This window comes from Pseudoalteromonas sp. NEC-BIFX-2020_015 (genome assembly GCF_012952265.1).
Lineage (GTDB): Bacteria > Pseudomonadota > Gammaproteobacteria > Enterobacterales > Alteromonadaceae > Pseudoalteromonas > Pseudoalteromonas neustonica.
Window position 1 is genome coordinate 65,912 of sequence record NZ_JABCJL010000005.1, and the last position, 20,163, is coordinate 86,074.

General features: G+C 40.9%; 16 protein-coding genes. 8 read left to right on the forward strand and 8 right to left on the reverse strand.

Annotated elements, in window-relative coordinates; genetic code table 11:
- Positions 1 to 723: 723 nt before the first annotated feature.
- Positions 724 to 3,459 (forward strand): DNA polymerase I, encoded by a 2,736-nt coding sequence (polA, locus tag HH219_RS05260; protein ID WP_169326839.1) that lies wholly within the window; start codon positions 724 to 726, stop codon positions 3,457 to 3,459.
- Between the two features lie 61 nt (positions 3,460 to 3,520).
- Here the strand turns inward: polA and HH219_RS05265 are convergent, their stop codons facing one another.
- Together HH219_RS05265 and HH219_RS05270 are read right to left on the reverse strand one after the other, a co-directional pair.
- Positions 3,521 to 4,327, reverse strand: coding sequence for a lipase secretion chaperone (locus HH219_RS05265; RefSeq protein ID WP_082379026.1), 807 nt, complete (start codon positions 4,325 to 4,327; stop codon positions 3,521 to 3,523).
- Between the two features lie 3 nt (positions 4,328 to 4,330).
- On the reverse strand, positions 4,331 to 5,251 hold the full coding sequence (locus HH219_RS05270) for a triacylglycerol lipase (protein ID WP_054204910.1): 921 nt from the start codon (positions 5,249 to 5,251) through the stop codon (positions 4,331 to 4,333).
- Between the two features lie 444 nt (positions 5,252 to 5,695).
- On the opposite strand from HH219_RS05270, the gene HH219_RS05275 reads away from it, so the two are divergent.
- Positions 5,696 to 6,280, forward strand: a complete 585-nt coding sequence (locus tag HH219_RS05275; protein WP_169326840.1) for a YceI family protein — start codon at positions 5,696 to 5,698, stop codon at positions 6,278 to 6,280.
- On the forward strand, positions 6,277 to 6,801 hold the full coding sequence (locus HH219_RS05280; protein ID WP_054455769.1) for a DUF1285 domain-containing protein: 525 nt from the start codon (positions 6,277 to 6,279) through the stop codon (positions 6,799 to 6,801). Before HH219_RS05275 ends, HH219_RS05280 begins: the two co-directional genes overlap by 4 nt.
- 19 nt (positions 6,802 to 6,820) lie before the next feature.
- On the opposite strand, the gene yihA is transcribed toward HH219_RS05280, so the two are convergent.
- Positions 6,821 to 7,486, reverse strand: coding sequence for a ribosome biogenesis GTP-binding protein YihA/YsxC (yihA, locus tag HH219_RS05285; RefSeq protein ID WP_054204907.1), 666 nt, complete (start codon positions 7,484 to 7,486; stop codon positions 6,821 to 6,823).
- A 280-nt stretch (positions 7,487 to 7,766) separates the two neighbouring features.
- On the opposite strand from yihA, the gene HH219_RS05290 reads away from it, so the two are divergent.
- The 3 genes from HH219_RS05290 (at position 7,767) to HH219_RS05300 (ending at position 10,253) form a co-directional block, all read left to right on the forward strand.
- A complete protein-coding gene (locus tag HH219_RS05290; protein ID WP_054204906.1) occupies positions 7,767 to 8,399 on the forward strand; it encodes a c-type cytochrome in 633 nt (210 codons plus the stop codon).
- 754 nt (positions 8,400 to 9,153) lie between these two features.
- Positions 9,154 to 9,741 (forward strand): Der GTPase-activating protein YihI, encoded by a 588-nt coding sequence (gene yihI / locus HH219_RS05295; RefSeq protein ID WP_054204905.1) that lies wholly within the window; start codon positions 9,154 to 9,156, stop codon positions 9,739 to 9,741.
- A complete protein-coding gene (locus tag HH219_RS05300; protein ID WP_099458989.1) occupies positions 9,738 to 10,253 on the forward strand; it encodes a DUF2489 domain-containing protein in 516 nt (171 codons plus the stop codon). The genes yihI and HH219_RS05300 overlap by 4 nt, the downstream gene beginning before the upstream one ends.
- Before the next feature lie 65 nt (positions 10,254 to 10,318).
- Here the strand turns inward: HH219_RS05300 and hemN are convergent, their stop codons facing one another.
- The gene (hemN, locus tag HH219_RS05305) at positions 10,319 to 11,692 is read right to left on the reverse strand and encodes an oxygen-independent coproporphyrinogen III oxidase (RefSeq protein ID WP_169326841.1); all 1,374 of its coding nucleotides are present in this window, start codon (positions 11,690 to 11,692) and stop codon (positions 10,319 to 10,321) included.
- 114 nt (positions 11,693 to 11,806) lie between these two features.
- A complete protein-coding gene (locus HH219_RS05310; RefSeq protein WP_054204902.1) occupies positions 11,807 to 13,834 on the reverse strand; it encodes a methyl-accepting chemotaxis protein in 2,028 nt (675 codons plus the stop codon).
- 129 nt (positions 13,835 to 13,963) lie between these two features.
- Here HH219_RS05310 and HH219_RS05315 point away from each other — a divergent pair, with 129 nt between their 5' ends.
- Positions 13,964 to 14,734: an NADP-binding protein gene (locus tag HH219_RS05315; RefSeq protein WP_054204901.1), complete on the forward strand. Its 771-nt coding sequence runs from the start codon at positions 13,964 to 13,966 to the stop codon at positions 14,732 to 14,734.
- Here the strand turns inward: HH219_RS05315 and hutH are convergent.
- The 3 genes from hutH to hutC all read right to left on the reverse strand — a co-directional run bounded on the left by hutH (position 14,731) and on the right by hutC (position 18,728).
- Positions 14,731 to 16,263, reverse strand: coding sequence for a histidine ammonia-lyase (gene hutH / locus HH219_RS05320; protein ID WP_169326842.1), 1,533 nt, complete (start codon positions 16,261 to 16,263; stop codon positions 14,731 to 14,733). The genes HH219_RS05315 and hutH overlap by 4 nt on opposite strands.
- Positions 16,264 to 16,265: 2 nt before the next feature.
- Positions 16,266 to 17,939, reverse strand: a complete 1,674-nt coding sequence (gene hutU / locus HH219_RS05325) for a urocanate hydratase (protein ID WP_054204899.1) — start codon at positions 17,937 to 17,939, stop codon at positions 16,266 to 16,268.
- An 81-nt stretch (positions 17,940 to 18,020) separates the two neighbouring features.
- Positions 18,021 to 18,728: a histidine utilization repressor gene (hutC, locus tag HH219_RS05330; protein ID WP_054204898.1), complete on the reverse strand. Its 708-nt coding sequence runs from the start codon at positions 18,726 to 18,728 to the stop codon at positions 18,021 to 18,023.
- A gap of 110 nt (positions 18,729 to 18,838) precedes the next feature.
- On the opposite strand from hutC, the gene hutI reads away from it, so the two are divergent.
- The gene (hutI, locus tag HH219_RS05335; protein ID WP_169326843.1) at positions 18,839 to 20,086 is read left to right on the forward strand and encodes an imidazolonepropionase; all 1,248 of its coding nucleotides are present in this window, start codon (positions 18,839 to 18,841) and stop codon (positions 20,084 to 20,086) included.
- Positions 20,087 to 20,163 lie beyond the last annotated feature (77 nt).

Sequence of the window (20,163 nt, forward strand, 5' to 3'; positions counted from 1 at the left end):
ACTGTTCCTGCGTTATTCTACTGGCTCACATCCTGAGAATAAGTAAAAACCGAGCAAAGCTTCCGCGTCCTGCTCACGCCCTTACCTACATCGGTGTAGGCAACAAAGAGTTAATCGCCCCTGGGAAGAACCCTTTGGGCAGCGCATGTTTGGCATTTATAATGCGTTATCGTCTATTTATGGGGAACAACCACACGCCCTAGTCCAAAGCGCAAGTTAACTAATCGTAGTCGTGATTTCTATAAGATCACTGATGATCTTAGAAAGTTAATTTAAAATAATTTTACTTTTAAAATTAACTTTAAGCGGAGTAAAAGCACGCTATATACTTTTTTTTAAGTTTGCTAATAGGAAAAAATTATAAAGGATCGCTATGATCTTTGATCCATTGTGGTAGAATGCTCGTCCGGTTATTTAGAAGCTTTAAAATAATCGAGAAACTAGATTGAATGAACAAAGACTTAAAAATTTTTTCCACATTCAGCTAATAAAATAATAAAAAAGAACATCGTATTATCTTTTTAAATAAAACAATAACTTACATTTTTTCTAAGTCGTTTTTACTACTTTGGAAGAATTTTCCGTGGTTGTTATCTACATAGTTATCCACAACTTACTCTTTTAATGATTACTTGCGTAACTAATTCACAGTCGTTTTCTGTACTGCCTTATGGCATGCTTGTAATTATTTAGTTTTTATCTCATTTAGGATCCAATTACACCATGGCTCAGATCCCCGAAAACCCACTTATTTTAGTTGATGGTTCATCGTATTTATTTCGTGCTTATCATTCTCCGCCACACTTAACAAACTCTAAAGGCGAAGCCACTGGCGCTATTTATGGCGTAGTTAATATGATGAAAAGTCTGATCAAGCAGTATGATCCAAGTCATATGGTGGTGATTTTTGATGCCAAAGGTAAAACCTTCCGTAACGATATGTACAGTGAATATAAAGCCAATCGCCCGCCTATGCCGGATGATTTGCGCACTCAGATAGCGCCACTACACGATATTATTAGAGCGATGGGCTTTCCGTTGATCAGCATTGAAGGTGTTGAAGCCGATGATGTGATTGGTACGTTTGCACGTATTGCTTCTGAGCAAAAACGTCACGTATTAGTGTCAACGGGTGATAAAGACATGGCTCAGCTTGTTAATGAGCATGTTACTTTGATCAATACGATGACTGATAGCATTTCAGATCCCGTCACTGTGGTTGAAAAGTTCGGTGTTGGCCCTGAATTGATCATTGATTATTTAGCTTTGATGGGTGATAAAGTTGATAACATACCAGGTGTAGATGGGTGTGGACCAAAAACAGCGGTTAAGTGGTTACAAAAATATGGATCATTACAAGGTGTATTAGATCATGCTAGTGAGATCAAAGGTAAAATAGGTGAAAAGCTGGCAGCAGCAGTACCTCATTTACCATTGAGTTATGAACTTGCGACAATAAAGTGTGATGTTGAGGTTGAATCAGATCTAGATACGTTCAAGCTACAAGAACCTGATCGTGATGCGTTGATTGCTTTATATGGTGAATGTGAATTCCGCCGTTGGTTGGCTGAGTTACTCGACAATCCAAAAGATGCTGAGACTCATTTAGCCGTGCCAAGCGAAGTGAGTGAATTGCCGCAAGTGGTAGACGCTCACTATGAAACAATCCTTACTGAAACACAGCTTGATACGTTAGTTGAGCAATTAAATGCTGCTGAATTATTTGCTTTTGATACTGAAACAACCAGCTTAGATTACATGCAAGCGCAGTTAGTTGGCATGAGCTTTGCCATAAAGGCCGGTGAAGCGGTTTATTTACCCGTTGCCCACGATTACCCCGGCGCACCGCAGCAATTAAGTTTAGAGACTGTGATGGCGAAGATTGGGCCAATTTTAGCAGATGAAAATAAAGCCAAAGTAGGGCAAAACCTTAAATACGATAAAAGCGTATTAGCGAATGCTGGTTTTGAACTAAAAGGGATTAAGTTCGATACCATGCTTGAGTCATACGTGTTTAACAGTGTAGGCACACGCCACGATATGGACTCTTTAGCATTAAAATATTTAGGTCATAAGAATATCAGCTTTGAAGATATTGCAGGTAAAGGCAAAAAACAGCTAACGTTTAACCAAATTGAACTTGAAAAAGCCGCGCCGTATGCAGCAGAAGATGCGGATATAACCCTACGATTGCACCAAGTACTTTGGCCTAAAATTGAAGCCGACGATAAGCTTAAATCAGTATTCGAAGAAATTGAATTACCATTAATTAGTGTTATTTCAGATATAGAACGCACCGGCGTAGCGATTGATAGCAAGATGCTAGCAGCGCATAGCCAGCGTTTAGGTGAGCGACTTATTGAGCTTGAAAAAGAAGCGCATGAAATAGCAGGCGAACCATTTAATTTAAGTTCACCTAAGCAGTTACAAGTATTATTGTTTGAAAAGCTTGAGCTGCCAGTTATTAAGAAAACGCCAAAAGGTGCCCCATCAACCGCTGAAGAAGTGCTGCAAGAATTAGCGCATGATTATCCGTTGCCTAAAGTTATTATTGAGCACCGTGGTTTATCTAAGCTTAAATCGACCTACACTGACAAACTACCGCTAATGGTCAATGCGCAGACTAATCGCGTGCATACCTCGTATCATCAAGCAGTGACAGCAACAGGGCGTTTAAGCTCGACGGATCCAAATTTACAGAATATTCCAATTCGCTCAGAAGAAGGGCGTCGTATTCGTGAAGCGTTTATAGCCGCTGAGGGTTATAAAATTGTCGCTGCCGATTACAGTCAAATTGAATTACGTATAATGGCGCATTTATCGCAAGATAAAGGCTTATTGAATGCGTTCGCACAAGGCTTAGATGTTCACAGTGCAACTGCGGCTGAAGTGTTTGGTGTTGACTTAGATGATGTAACCACAGATATGCGCCGTAAAGCGAAAGCGGTAAACTTTGGTTTGATTTATGGTATGTCAGCCTTTGGTTTAGCACGTCAACTTGATGTGCCACGCCATGAAGCACAGCACTATATCGACAAATATTTTGAGCGTTTCCCGGGGGTATTAGAGTACATGGAATCAACGCGAGAAAAAGCCGCTGAAAATGGCTATGTTGAAACCATTTTTGGTCGTCGCTTACATTTACCTGAAATTAATGCTCGCAACGGTGCTCGTCGTAAAGGTGCTGAACGCGCAGCGATTAATGCGCCAATGCAAGGCACTGCGGCAGACATCATTAAAAAAGCTATGCTGACAGTTCACAAATGGGTGCATGAACAAGCACCCAATACAGTGAAATTATTGATGCAAGTACACGATGAATTAGTATTTGAAATCAAAACAGAATGTGCTGAAAAATACACGGTAGAAATTTGTAGATTAATGTCAGAAGCTGCGAAGCTAGATGTGCCATTAATTGTTGAAGCCGATGTTGGTGACAACTGGGAGCAAGCACATTAATAGATAAATAAGCTCTGAGGAGTTTACAGAGTGAAAAAACGCGGCTAGAGCCGCGTTTTTTTTATGTACGAGGATAAATTGCCAAAAATCGTCGCTTTTGGTTAGGTGTTAAATGTTCATCAAGTAAAGCCGTAATTTTTTGTTTGGCTTGTTCTTTATCATATTGCTCATTTAATAAATTTATTTGAGAGATTAATTGCTTACTCAATGCTTGCCATTGTTCTCGCTGTTGCTGTAATGCGATTAAACGTGTTGCGCTCGCATCACCAAACTCGCTCGCCAGTTGGTTGTAATCGGAATTGATGAGTGCCTTTTCAAATTCATTATTCAATGCCTGTAACTGTTTGCTGGGTTTTAGTGCTTGAGTAAGGCGTTCAGGTAATGCACTTTCAAGATTCACTAGTAGCTGTTGTTTTAACTCATCGCTTATTGTTTCATCTTCGTTAATTTCAAGCTTAGCAATCGTATAGCGTTGCCATTGGTTGTCGTCATCGAATAGTAAAGCGATTTCATCGTCGCTAAAAAAGCGGCTTTGAAAAGCGATCATTGTTTTTAATTGCTCTGACAGTGGTAGCGCAATCAGCGTATATTGCAACTGAGCAAGTTCCTGCTTAAAGCTTAAGTAACGTGTAAATAAAGCTGCATGTTTTTTACATTGTACTATTTGCGTGCAGGCGTGTTGTGTTTGTTCAATATTAAAATGCTCGCGTTCTTGCTCAGCTAAAATAACGTGTTCAAATATGTCGTCAACCGCTGTGGGTATTGTTACAGCTGGCAAGGAGGCCCGTTTTTCAGCGGGGTAGAGAAAGTAACTAACAACAAGGACTGTGGTGATTACCACAAGTCCTATTCGATATGAGCGAGACATACTCTATAAGCCCATTCTTTTTAAACGGTTCGCATGTTGGCGGTAAACCGTTAATGGGTCAGTTTCAAAAATATGATGAAAGCCAATCATCTGATTTACTTCATCAAGGTGGTTCATTTTATAGTTGTCCTTCAAAACATAACCAAGGTGGCTGCTACAACGAGATACTAACCCATCATCGTCCCCAGGGATAAGGAGTGATGTGATTGCTAATGCGGCATCTGACGGGTCAAAAATATTAGTAAGTGTACGCGTCCCACTCCATGAAAAATAGTAAACCCCATTACTTGCTTGCATAGGGCCTTGTTCGCATTGTGATGCAGGCAAACCCTCAGGGTATTTTAGATTAAACGCGAGTGCACCTTCAGTGGTTAAGCTCTCAAGTGCACCCACCGCATTTTGTGGCAAACCACTATTACCTGAAAGTAAGGCTATTAACCCGCCAAAAGCATTGAATGCTGTTTTGGCTACTCCCTCAAGCTTTGAGCCGGGGGTAAGACCTTGACGAACAACGTCTGCAACAGGGCTACCAAAGTTAACGCCTCCAACGCTGGTTGCTGAAGCTACAATGTCTGGGCGAATAGATGCTACATAACGAATACTCTGAGCCCCTTGACTATGGCCAATTAAATTAACTTTACTCGCCCCTGTTAATGCCATTATTTGCTCGACTTGCAGCAATAATTGTTCACCTCGTTGCTCAGAACTATTTACAGAGGAAACCGAAGTGACATAAACGCGTGCGCCATCTTTACTTAAATTTGTTGGTAGACGATAGAAGTAATCAATCCCTAATACATCATCAAAACCCATAATCCCATGTGCTAACACGAGGGGGTATTTAGTTTGGGTATAACCTGCACTTGCTGCAGAGCTAAAAATAAACAATAAGCTACAAATAGATAGAACGATTATTTTTTTCATTAAGAGTACTCTTTTTGTGTGTTTTATAATCACACTATTAAATTGCGCTGGGCAGTAAAATGGTGTGGAGCTTTTATTCTATTATTGCCAATAGAGCAAATTATCACCGCTTTATCAATGTTAATTTTAAGTTAAATTAAAATATAATTTGTAGGATTAGTTATATGTTTATCAATTCTTTCAATTCGTCTGTGTATTTAGTTTATTTATGTGAACTAGTTTGGTAAAGTCCGCGCCGTCCTCATCCTGTAGGACATCCTGTTGATGATGCACTCGAAAGGGTGCAACGTATTGATAGCTTCTCCCCAGTTTGCTATGCCGGCCCCGCATTAATTTACGGGGCCGTTTTTTTGTTATTTAGATGTTAATTATCAAGACGTTGATTGCACTTAATAATGCAAGTGATACTATTAAGACTCATTTTCATTTTTAAAGAGTTGCGTCATGATTAAGTCATTTGCGATTATTGGTTTATCACTCACTAGTTTATTTTCAGCCAGCTTTGCGCATGCAGATTGGCAGCTTGATAACGAGCATAGTAAAGTTAGTTTTGTATCAATTAAAAGTAATTCAATTGCTGAGGCGCATCACTTTAAGGCATTAACGGGTGAGCTTTTGGAGCAAGGTCAATTTAAATTAGAAATAGACCTTAATTCAGTTGAAACGCTTATTCCTATTCGTAACGAGCGCATGAGTAAGTTGCTTTTTGAGGTTGCTAAATTTCCTGCTGCGACACTTAGCGCCGATTTATCAAGCGCAGTAAAAATACTAAAGCCAGGTTTGCACCTTCTTGAAGGAAAAAAAGCAGAGCTGAATTTTCATGGTCAAACAAAAACATTGAACATTGATGTATTAGTGACAGTATTAGAAAACGGCGATATGACGGTAAGTTCGTTTACACCTGTGATTATTAATGCCGCTGACTTTAGTGTGACTGAAGGCATTACACAGTTACAAAAGTTAGCTGGATTACCCTCTATAGCAACCGCAGTACCCGTCACGTTTACACTAACACTTAAAAAACAGTGATCTCACTCAAAGAGTTGGCTGCCCAATTGAGTCAGCCAAGCAAGCCGTTTGATAGTTGGCAACCGGCTCATTGTGGGGAGCTGCCCATTGTTATTGATGCGCAAGGCAAATGGCATTATGCAGGTAGCGAGATAACACGCAGTGCAATGGTTAAGCTATTTGCTAGCGTATTATGTAAAGAGCAAGGTCAGTTTTACTTAAAAACACCCGTTGAGAAAATCGCAATTACAGTTATTGATGCGCCTTTTAATATTATTGCATGGCACATGGAGCAGACAGCGCAAGGCACAGTACTGTGTTGTCGTGACAACATAGAAAGAACGTGGTTGGTCAGTGCTGATTTACCATTGGTAATGCAAAACTATCAAGGCAATGAGATACCTTATTTACAATTACCAAATGGATGTAGTGCACGAATAGCGAGAAGTGTATTTTATCAGTGGGCTGAAGAAATAGCACAAGCTGATGAGCAAGGCTATTTCATTCAATCTGCAGGGCAGCGTTTTTATTTAAATGTGTAGTTGTTTAACTAAGCTGAGTTTAACTCGCATCTGATTCAGGTGTTTGTTCTGGTTCTTGTGGCGGGATAGCGATGATAGGCCCTAAGAACCATTCATCTAATTTTTTAGCAACTTCAGGTAAGCCTGTGCCTTTTAATGATGAAAAGGCATGCACAGTGATATCACCATCAAGTGTGCTAAGTTCACGGCGAACTTGCAATACTTGTGCTTTACGTGCACCTTGTTTTAGCTTATCAGCCTTTGTTAAAAGCGCTAACACAGGAATTTCACTGCCAATAGCCCAGTTAATTAAATCACGGTCTAAATCTTTTAATGGGTGGCGAATATCCATTAAAATCACGATACCTTTTAAGCTTTGGCGTTTTTGTAGATACTCACCTAATGATTTCTGCCACTTCTTTTTCATTTCGATTGGTACTTTAGCAAAACCATAACCAGGTAAATCGATTAAACGCATATCATCAACATCAGCAAGCTCAAATGTATTGATCAGCTGTGTACGACCAGGCGTTTTACTGGTACGTGCTAGTTTTTGATCTGTTAGTGCATTTAGCGCACTCGATTTACCTGCGTTGGAGCGACCAGCAAATGCAACTTCAATTCCCGTATCAGCAGGTAATTTAGTGATGTCTGGAGCGCTGGTAACGAACGACGCAGTGTTATATTTGATACGAGATTTGAGCACAGGCTTTCCTAAGTACATAAATAAAGAAGAAGAGTAAACTAATTTTACTCAAGGCGCGTATTTTATACTATTACAGCCGTATTAAAAAGCGTCTTTAGGTCTTCAAAAGGGCTTAAAATTGAGTAAAACTATGCAACTAAAGCTTAATCTAGGTCAAAACCCTATAATTTATAAGTTTAATGTGAGTAGAAAACGTGCCAGAGAATTTATTATCGTGTAGAATATACATATCACAACATCCATATTGTAGATGATACAGGGTCGGAACAGAGAATTCACCATGAAAAAAATAGCACTATCTTTAACTATATTGCTTGGTGCGTTGTCAGCAAGCAACGCAACAGCATTTGATGGCGATGTAAACGCAGGTAAAGAAAAATCAGCAACGTGTGCGGCTTGTCACGGCCCAGACGGTAATGCACCGATTAATATCTACCCGAAAATTGCAGGCCAACACGCAGATTACATATACAAGCAACTTACCGAATTTAAACTTGGTATGACTTCGGGTGGCAAAAGCGGCCGAATGGATCCTGTTATGAGCGCAATGGCAATGCCATTAAGCGATCAAGACATGAAAGACTTATCAGCTTATTTTTCGTCATTAAACATGTCTGAAGGTGAAACACCTAAAGATGTAGTTGAAGTTGGCGCAATGCTTTTTAAAGCTGGAGATGCTGAACGTGGTATTCCATCGTGTGCATCATGTCATGGTCCACGCGGCAATGGTTCTTCATTAGCTAAGTTTCCAAAAATTTCTTTCCAACATCCAGAATATATCAAAGCACAGCTTGAGAAATTCCGTGATGGCTCACGTGAAAATGATTTAAATGGAATGATGAAAGATATTGCTCAAAAACTAACAGATAAAGATATCGAAGTACTTTCTAAGTACTTAGGTGGTCTACACTAAAGTAGTATGGAATAGCTTGGTTTTTAGTACTAAGCTCCATACTAACGATAAAAAGCAGCATTCGCTGCTTTTTTTGTGTCCAGAATTTGCCGATATAACCTACTCACCTGTGAGACATTGACCATACTGCGTTGTAAGCTAAGTCTTATTTTAATTTCACTTATTGAAGTAACCTATTGTAATTTAATGTTTTCGTCATGTTGCAATTTGAGCTGTGCAATAAATATTATATAAATTAGTTGTAACAAATTTATTAATGCGTAAATTAACCCCTGTCGCTGAAACAATAAAAACAATATGGATTTAACTATACGGAAAGTAGTACGGCGATAATACTGGGGTTAAAACATCGATTGATGTTCTCAAAGGAAATACTAAAAAAGTGTCAATGAAGACCGATAATAATAAAAAGTCATGGAAGTTAAAAAATAATAATAAAATGGAATGCCACACGGAAGGTAAATATAATAAAAAAATGGAACAACAATAATAACAATAAAAATAAAGACTAAAAAGTCGAAGGGAGAAGTGTCCAGTTAAATGGCGCTCAGATTAGCAGGCGGTAGAGATGTTTTCTCTACCGCCTTTTTATTTGTCCTGTTACAATGGCAACCGTTTATACTTAAAAGTATAAAGTGCGCTAGTAGTCGAGTTACCCAACCTCAATCCGCACAAACCAAATTCTTCTGGCAAGGCCAGCATCGCAACGCTAAATGAGTGTTGCTCAAAACCTCTTAAGTGAGATGATCAAGATATGAGTAGAACGAAAAAATCACGTAAAAGCCCATCAAATGGCCCTGTTCGTTTAAGCCAAGATAAGCTTAAAGAAATGCGTGCACTGAAAGAACAACGTGTTAAAAAAACCAAAGGCGCTAAGTCAGGTTCACGTAATTCGATTGAAGCTTTAAAGCCTGATACAAAAAGTAATCAGCATAATAAAGATAAGCGTGTTGGTAGTAAAAAGCCAATATCTTTAGTTGCTGTTGCACCAGAGCCTGTCATTGAATTAAAGCGTAACTTAAAGCCACAAGTTGAGTTGAAAAAAGTTGTGCAGCCAGAGTTTACGCCAGAGCAAGAACTGGAAGCGCTAGAAAATGATGAGCGTTTGTTAAAACTAGTTGAGATACATGAAAGCGGTACTCTATTAACAGGTAAAGATGCAAAATACTTCAACAGTCGTATCGACCGTCATCAAGAGTTATGTGAATTGCTTGGTATAGAAGACGAAGACGGGGATGACTTTGATGATGAAGATTTCATCGAAGAAAGTAACAGTGACTTTGATAATTATTTATCTAATGATTTAGCCAATGAATGGCTAGATGATGAGGACGATAAATAATGAATGTGATGATCTTAGCTCTGTGTGTGGGCGCTGTGATCATCGCAGGGTTGGCATTTTATGCAGGGCAATTGCTGTATAAGGTGAGTGCGCAAAAGAAGCTCATAGCTAAAGAGCAGGCTAAGCAGCAAGCAAAGCTTGCTAAATCTCGTTTAGAGCGCAATGCTAAGCTTGCAGATAGTATTCATTTGATTGCTCGAGCAATGCATCAAGAGCAGTGTGAGTTCTCTGAAGGCTGTTTACGTATTTGGGTGTTGATGTCGCAATATAGCTTTGAACATGATGATGACCTTACTATGCGTTATCCTGGTATTTTTGCGATGTATGAAGTGGTTAAAGAAATGCCGACTCATGATGCGCGTAAAAAGTATTCAAAGAAAGAAATATTTAAGCTAGATAGTGCACGCTGGCGTGCTGAAGAAAGTAACGCTGATGCGATTAAAGCTGACTGTGAGAAAATCATTGAAGACTTCAAAGCTGCTCCGGGCAGCGAGAATGTCGTTTTTAACTAACTTGTTCACAATAGCTAAATTGAAAAAGCAGACCTAGGTCTGCTTTTTTGTTTTGACCATTTAGGCTAAATTACTCGTGAGAATCGCGTCGCGTTTATTTGTTTTTGCAAATGAGCATCAAAGCACATACAAATTATACGAATAAACAAATTACCACGAGCGGTGACAATAATACGTTTGCCGTCAATAGCTACCATACCGTCGGCAATTAGTGGCTCTAGAGCTTTGAGCGAGCTTTCAAAGTAGTGCTCAAAGTCGAGTTGATATAGATCAGCAATGCTTTGCATATTGAGTTCAAAGTGACAAATAAGCTGTTTGATGACAGCTGCGCGTATCACGTCATCGCTGTCCAGTTGCATTCCTTTAGTTATTGCACAGCCAAGTTGATGATCTAGGGCGTAATAATAATGCTTTAACTCTTTTTGGTTCTGTAAAATGGCAGTGCCGATTTGTGAAATAGACGATACGCCTAACCCCAGTAAATCACAGTTTCCATGGGTGGTATAGCCTTGAAAGTTACGATGTAATTGTTGACTATTTTGCGCGACGGCTAATTCATTTGTGGTTTTAGCAAAGTGATCCATCCCTATAAATTGATAACCAGCATCGCTCATTTGCTCTAAGGTATTTTTAAACATGGTAAGTTTATCGTGCGCGTTAGGTAGATCGGCATCTTTAATTTTGCGCTGCGCGGCAAAGCGATCGGGTAAATGTGCATAATTAAATACAGAGACACGATCAGGACTAAGGGCAATAAGCTGATCTATCGTTTCTTTAAAGCTCTGGGGTGTTTGCAAAGGTAAGCCATAAATCATATCAGCGTTAATTGATGTAAAGCCAAGCTTGCGGGCTTCACTAATCAAGCCTTTCACATCATCGGCACTTTGTGGGCGATTGACTGCAAGCTGTACTGCATCATTAAAATCTTGAATTCCAAACGACACGCGATTAAAACCAAGTGTGCGTAAGTGGCTGAGCATACCATCAGCTAGTGATCGTGGATCTATTTCAATACCACGCTCAGCATTGGCTGTAAATTTAAAGTGTTGGTTTAATAACGAGATTAAGCGACTCATTTGTTCGGCGGTTAAAAAAGTGGGTGTGCCCCCCCCTAAATGTAGCTGTTCAACATGATATTGTTCAAATAACGGTGCTTGCGCAATGATTTCTTTTTCAAGGTAATCAAGATACAGATCAGCTTTTGATTGATGGCGGGTAATCACTTTGTTGCAACCACAGTAATAGCAAAGCTGGCTACAAAACGGGATATGAATATATAAAGATAAGCTGCGATTATTGGATGAATTAATTGCACGGAGCAAATCTTGCTGTTGGTAGCCATCATCAAACGACAATGCCGTGGGGTAGGAGGTGTACCTTGGTCCAGACACATTGTATTTATTTATTAAGCTTTGATCCCACTTGGGTAAATTAATCATCACGCGCACCTTTACGATTGTTTCAACAATTATAAAAAAGCTGTGTAATGTCAGTATTGATCTGCAACAAAAAAGAGTGCTGTAAGCGCACTCTTTTTATGGTTTGTAGAGTCGTTAAAGTTTGAATTGGTTTACAGTATTGTTCAATGAGCTTGCAAGATCATTGAGATCGCGCGCTTCGTCTGCAAGTTCAAGTGCATGATCTGCAGTACTATTCACTAAATGGTTGATAGCAGCTAAGCTATTATTTATATCTTCAGCAACCACTGTTTGTTGCTCGGTTGAGGTGGCAATGTGATGACTTTGATCTTGTACCTTAGTCACTGAGTCTGCAATGTTCTGCAATGCATCTAACACCTCTTGTGTTTGTGCCACCGAGCTTTGTGCGCGCTCTTGTCCTTGTTGCATCATAGTGGAAGCTTGCTGCGCAATTTGCTGTAAGCGTGAAATCATATTGCGAATGTCATCCGTTGATTCTTGTGTACGACTTGCAAGCGATCGAACTTCATCGGCAACAACAGCAAAGCCACGGCCTTGCTCACCAGCACGCGCGGCTTCAATGGCAGCATTGAGCGCCAACAGGTTCGTCTGATCTGCGATGGCATTTATCACGTCAACAACCGCACCAATATTGCTACTTTCTTGCTCAAGGCCCGCAACCACTTTTGATGCTTCGCCAATATGCTCAGCGAGTGCCGTCATCACACTTTGTGCATTTTGCGAGCGCGATGTTCCGTCTGCGGTGATATGTTGCACTTCTTCAGCTGCATTATTAGTGTGTTGAGCGTTACGCGAGATCTCCATTACTGTAGAGGCCATTTCAGTCACTGCGGCACTAACACTATCGACCTGTTGTTTTTCCTGCTGAATTTCATCATTGGTTTTTTGCGACACTGATTTTAATTGCGCCGCGGCGTTAGTTAGTTGTTCTGCTTGAGCCGCTGTGTCGAGCATCATGGCACGCAACTTATCGATAAATGTGTTCATGTGCAACGCAAGCTGGCCAACTTCATCTTGGCTATCGATGGTGATTTTTTGAGTTAAATCACCATCGCCTGAGGCAATGTCGCGCATAATATGAGTCAGTGTAATTATCGGTTTTGAGATCATGTGAGTAGCCCACAAGATCATTGCAATGATGATCAATAGAATAACCACAACAGATGTCGTCGTCGTCATGACGGCTTCATTAACTGGCTCATCAATCATTGTTCTTGGCACTAAAATACCCACATACCAGTCTAAAGATGGCTGCTCTAATTGTAAGCGGTTATAAACAACAAAATACTCTTGGCCTTTTAAAATGACTGTAGCATCACCGCTAATAGTATTCTTCATTTGCAGATTAAGTTCAGTAAATCCTTGAGTGTCGCTGAATTGTTTTTCGAGGGCATCTAAGCCTTGTTTGCCATTGGGTCCCTCGTCAGTTACTGAAAGTTTATGATTAGTACGTTTAGATAAATGAACAACTTTTTGGTCTCCATCAAGCAAGAAGCCATAGCCTTGACCATTAAAACGAACGTCTTCAACCATTTTATTGATTTTGTTGAGCTGTAAGTCCACACCACCGAAACCAACTAATTCACCTTGTTGGTTATACACTGGTTGTTGCACAACGGCAGAAGCATTACCAGTTGTTAGATCAACTGAAATTGGGCCAACATATAAGCGATTTATTTTTAATGCATCCTGCCACCATCCTCTCTTATACGCGTAATATGGCTGACCATTGTAGTGAGTAGTCCGTTCGTGTTCTTTAAAGTATTCACCCGTTTTAGCTGAAGCAAAAAATGCTGATAAGATATTCTCATCATTGCTACTAATACGCACAAAATCTTGGTTTACTTCATCGTAGCCAGGCGCACCTGTTAGTGTTTGATCTCGTTTATCCCATGCATCAAACCAATTTACTAAATGGGGATTATTAACGAATGTATTGACCAGTTTTCCGTATTGGGCAAAATAACCTTGCATTGAGAGTTGCTCACTTTGCAGATAACTGTGAGCTTCCCGTTCAATACTTTGGCGTGATAGTGAAGCGATATGATTAACAAAGTAAGATGAAGCAGCGATCAACAGCACAGTGATAGTGCCACCGATTAGCAATAATATTTTTTTTCGCAATGATAAATTTTTTAACATAAGTGCACACATTCTTATTATTTAGTAGAGTAAGCAAGCTTATCTAATCATATATTAGTCCTAATCTCCATATTGTGAGGTAAGACAAATGAATAACATTTTATTAAATTGTAAGGACGATGTTACAAAATGGGTACAATAAAAGAACGTTTAATTGTATTAGGTGCAGGCTGGCTTGGGCACCCTTTATGTTTGCAGCAACTAGCACAAGGCTGGGATGTGCAAGGAACCCATCGTGGTATTGAACATCAACATGCATTTCAGCGCCGATTGGTGTTTGAAAATAATCAGTTAAGTCATCAACTCGATTTACAAGATGCTTGGTGGGTGTGTGCTATACCCCCCCGTAGTCGTCAGGCTGATAGCCATTATTTAGAGACTTTAAAGTTAGCGATTGAACTTGCTGGTAATATGAATGCGAAAGGTTTTTTATTATGCTCATCAACGGCAGTGTATGGGCCAGATAACTTAATTTATGATGAGCAAAGCCCGATCGTAGTAACTAGCCCACGCCAACAACCGTTACTTGAGGCTGAGCAGTGTGTTTTAAATGCGGGCGGAAAAGTACTTAGATTAGGTGGTTTGATCGGGCCAGATCGAGAGCCTGGTCGTTTTGTGGCTGGTAAAGAACTACAAAGCTCAAGTAGACAAAGCGTTAATATGGTGCAGCAGCAAGATGTGATTAATGCGATTATTAGCGTGTTGGATAAATGGCAAATTGCAGCGCCAATTTATAATGTAGTCAATCCTGCTCACCCTACAAAAGCAGATTATTATCAACAAAAATGCCAGCAATATGGTACTCAGACGCCTACCTTTATTAGTGACGAAAGTGCCGAACGCATCATTGATGGTTCGGCTATTGAATCACTTGGTTTTAACTACCAGTTTGATATTTAAAACGATGGTAATACGCCTTTAGGTAATAAATTACACAGCTCGCCTTGTTGTAATAACAAGTTAGCTGCTTCGATATCGGGGCCGAAATAACGGTCTTTGTCGTAGTAGCTAACTTTTGTGCGCAGAGTTGCTTTGGCTTGTTCAACTTTTTCAGATGCGAGTAATGGCTTTCTAAACTCTAGACCTTGTGCTGATGCCAGCCATTCAATTGCTAGTACGCCTTGCGTGTTGTCGGCCATTTCACCTAGACGGCGTGCCGCAAAAGTTGCCATCGACACATGATCTTCTTGGTTTGCTGAAGTAGGTAAACTATCGACTGACGCTGGATGTGCCAGTGACTTGTTTTCTGATGCTAATGCTGCAGCTGTAACTTGCGCAATCATAAAGCCAGAGTTAACACCGCCATTTTCAACTAAGAAAGGTGGCAGTTTTGATAGGTTTGAATCAATTAATAACGCGATACGGCGCTCAGCGAGTGCACCTATTTCGGCAATCGCTAATGCTAAGTTATCAGCTGCCATTGCGACTGGTTCTGCGTGGAAGTTACCACCAGAGATAATATCGCCCACATCTGCAAATACCAGTGGATTATCAGTCACTCCATTTGATTCACACAATAATACTTCAGCGGCTTGGCGAATCTGCGTTAAACATGCGCCGAGTACTTGTGGTTGGCAGCGTAGGCAATATGGGTCTTGTACTTTTTCACAATCAACATGGGCTTCACTGATCTGTGATTGCTCACCTAACATCTCGCGGAAAATTGCAGCGGTATCTATTTGCCCACGTTGGCCACGTATATCATGGATACGCGCATCAAATGGTGAACGACTGCCCATTGCGGCTTCAATGCTGATAGAGCCAATCGCACAGCTTTGCGCATATAAATCCTCAGCACGAAATAAACCTTGTAATGCAAATGCAGTTGAAGCTTGAGTGCCATTTAATAGTGCTAAACCTTCTTTTGCGGCTAAAGTCAGTGGCTCCAGGTTGGCAATTTTAAGGCCTTCAACAGCGCTAATTAGTTTACCTTGGTAGCGCATTTCGCCTTCACCAAGCAGTGGTAAGCACATGTGTGACAATGGCGCTAAATCACCTGATGCACCCACTGAACCTTTTTTTGGTACGCAAGGGTAAACTTGTGCTTCAAGCAATTGCATAAAAAACTCAATGACTTTTAAGCGAATGCCTGAAAAACCACGAGATAATGAATTAATTTTCAGTACCATCATTAATCTTACGGTACTGTCATCCATGTAGGCACCAATGCCGGCAGCATGCGAAAGCACAATTGAGCGCTGTAACAGCTCTAATTCATGTTCGGCAATTTTGGTATTAGCGAGTAAGCCAAAACCGGTATTGATACCATACACAGTACGATGTTGATCAATCACGTCTTGAACAGTTTGTGCGCTGGCAGCGATTTTAATTTCGCTATCTTGGGCAAGCGTCAATTTTACTGGCGATACATTAATTTGGCGTAGTGTCGCTAAATCAAGTTGGCCAGGTGTGAGAGTAAGTTCAAACATGATTATTCCTTATTTAACATTGGTAGATCGAGGCCTTGCTCGGTAGCACAGTTAATTGCAATATCGTAACCAGCATCAGCATGGCGCATTACGCCTGTTGCAGGGTCGTTCCATAATACACGGCCAATACGTGCAGCTGCTTCGTCAGTACCATCGGCAACAATAACCACACCAGAATGCTGGCTAAAGCCCATACCAACCCCGCCACCGTGATGCAAAGAAACCCACGTTGCACCGCCTGCAGTATTCAGCAATGCGTTAAGTAATGGCCAATCTGATACAGCATCTGAGCCGTCTTTCATTGCTTCGGTTTCACGGTTTGGACTGGCCACCGAGCCTGAGTCTAAATGGTCGCGACCAATTACAACCGGTGCTTTTAGTTCGCCATTTTTAACCATTTCATTAAACGCCAGAGCTAAACGCGCTCTGTCTTTTAGCCCAACCCAGCAAATACGCGCGGGTAAGCCTTGAAATTGAATACGCTCACGGGCCATATCAAGCCAATTGTGTAAGTGCTTATCGTCTGGGATAAGTTCTTTTACTTTTGCATCAGTTTTGTAAATATCCTCTGGATCACCAGAGAGTGCAACCCAGCGGAATGGGCCAATGCCTTCACAAAATAATGGGCGAATATAAGCGGGCACAAAACCTGGGAAATCAAAGGCATTTGTCACGCCTTCTTCAAACGCCATCTGGCGAATGTTATTACCATAATCAGTGGTTGCCGCGCCTGCTTGCTGTAATGCCAACATAGCAGTTACTTGCACCGCCATAGATTGCTTTGCAGCTTTAACCACGGCTTGTGGTTCTTGCTCACGCATTTTTGCAGCATGGTCCATGCTCCAACCTTGTGGTAAGTAACCATTGAGTGGGTCGTGAGCTGAGGTTTGATCGGTTACAACATCAGGGGTAATACCACGCTTAACTAATTCACTAAATACGTCAGCGGCGTTACCGAGTAAACCAACAGATAGTGCTTCACCTTTGGCGCAAGCAGCGTTGATAAGTTCAAGAGCATGATCTAAGTCAGTCGCTTTAACATCAACATAACGGGTTTTTATTCTAAAATCGATGCGAGTTTCGTCACATTCGATAACTAAAGCACTAAATCCTGCCATGGTTGCAGCAAGAGGTTGTGCACCACCCATGCCACCTAAACCACCGGTAAGTACCCACTTTCCAGCGGCATTACCATTAAAGTGTTGTTTTGCCATCGCTACAAAGGTTTCGTATGTACCTTGTACAATACCCTGTGAGCCTATGTAAATCCACGAGCCCGCAGTCATTTGACCGTACATCATCAAACCAAGTTTATCGAGTTCGTTAAAATGCTCCCAATTAGCCCAATGCGGCACTAAGTTTGAGTTTGCAATTAAAACCCGTGGTGCATTACTGTGAGTTTTGAATACCCCAACTGGTTTACCTGATTGCACGAGTAACGTTTCGTCGTCTTCGAGTCTGTCGAGGGTTTCGATTATTTTATCGAAACAAGGCCAATCACGCGCTGCTCTGCCAATGCCACCGTATACCACTAACGAGTGCGGGTGCTCAGCAACCTCTGGATCTAAGTTGTTCATTAACATGCGCTTAGCGGCTTCTGTGAGCCAGCTTTTAGCGCTGATTTTATCGCCGTGTGGCGCGCGGATAACGCGAGATTCATCAAGTCTGTTGTTCATGGAGTACTCCTGTTGTATATACAACTGATTTTGTTTTAAAAAATACGCAATTAAGCGCATCTTTTTGATTCGTGTATTATTTTATTTTTTAAATGTTAAATGGCCACCTAAGCGATATTTACTCCCTGGTGACACTAAACGTGCAAAGCTAACAATGCCTGATGATGACCACGTACGGCGTATAACCTGTAAGCAAGGTTCTTCATGATATAAGTTTAGCCATTGGCACATTTCGCTGTTGGGCATTATCGCTTCCACTGTGTGGCGAGCTTCTGTTAACGGCGCAACGCTCGATAAATATTCGTGCGGCGTTAATACGGTAAAATTTTGTTGTAGGTAACTTTTTGCCAAAGCAGGATTAACAAAGCGTTCTTCTACTTGCAGCGGCTGATCATTTTCGTTGTGCACCAATACACTGCGATACACTAGGCTATCTACTTCAACACCTAAAGCAATGGCAATAGGTGCAACGGCGCTGATAGATTCAAGTACTAACACAGTGCAACTGTAATTACCGCTGCGGGCTTTAACTTCATCTGCAATATTTTTAATTTCAAGCAATGATGATTGTGATTTAAAGCTGGCAACAAACGTACCTAAACCTTGGCTACGAGTGAGGATATCCGCTTCTGTAAGTTCACTCAATGCTCGGCGTGCTGTCATCCGACTGACACTAAATTGTTCAGCTAATTCGTTTTCTGAAGGCACGCGTTGGTTTTCTTGCCATGCGCCGGATCGAATATTATCAACAATAAACTGCTTTATTTGTGCGAATTTAGGTGTCGTCATTAGAGTTTTTACAATCTTTTTAAATTACCTATTAACTATAAGATGACATATTTATCTTGTATATACAAGATGGCTTGCTAGACTAATAAAAAAGAATTTTAGGAACCGATATGACCACATTAACCGCGACAGATAACAGCAATGACTGGGACTTACTGATCACTGATGCCAATATAGCCACTATGGATAGCAATATTGATGCACCGTATGGTGCAATTGAAAATGCGGCGCTGGCGGTTAAAGATGGTCATATCGCATGGCTTGGTAAGCAAAGTGACTTACCAACATTTGATGTGTTAGCAACACCGACAGTGTCTGCTAAAGGGCAGTGGCTAACACCCGGTTTAATAGATTGTCATACTCACTTAGTCTTTGCTGGCTCACGGGCTGAAGAGTTCGAACAGCGTTTGCAAGGTGTTAGTTACGAGCAAATTGCCGCGCAAGGTGGTGGTATTGCCAGCACTGTAAGGGCAACACGAGAGGCTGACCATGAAGCGTTATTTGTGCTGGCGAAAGATCGCCTCAATGCACTCTATGCTGAAGGTGTAACTACGATTGAAATCAAGTCGGGCTACGGACTTGACTGCGAAAATGAAGTAAAAATTCTCGAAGTAGCGCGCCTACTTGGTGAAAATCATCCCGTTGATATAAAAACCACTTTTTTAGGGGCACATGCATTACCACCTGAGTATAAAGGTCGTAGTGATGAGTATATTGATTTGGTGTGTAACGAAATGTTAGATCAGATTGTTGCAGCTAATTTAGCTGATGCGGTTGATGTATTTTGTGAAAATGTTGGTTTTAGTAATGAGCAAACACGTCGCGTGTTTGCAGCCGCAAAAAAACATAGTTTGCCTGTAAAATGCCATGCCGAGCAGTTATCTAACCAACATGGCACAGAGCTTGTTGCTGAATTTAAAGGTTTATCGGCAGATCATATAGAGCATTTAGATGAAGCGGGAGTAAAGGCTATGGCCGCAGCGGGTACTGTGGCTGTTTTATTACCCGGCGCATTTTATTTTTTACGTGAAACTAAGCAGCCGCCAATTGAGTTATTAAAGCAATACAATGTACCAATGGCTATTTCAACAGACTTTAACCCGGGCACCTCACCCTTGTGTTCTTTGCAATTAATGATGAATATGGGGTGTACATTATTTCGTTTAACGCCAGAGGAAACTCTAGCTGGAGTGACGTGCAATGGAGCTAAAGCACTTGGTTTAAAAGACCGTGGTGAATTAAAAATAGGGCTACGAGCTGACATTGCACATTGGCAAATTTCTCACCCAGCGCAATTAAGTTATCAATTAGGCGTAAATAAACTGTTAAATCTGTGGATATTGGGTAGACTTAATTAGTCTATTTTAATGTTGTACTTACTCAATGTCTTTAATTGCGCTATTAACAAATACTGGATTTGAATACGCAGCAAGGA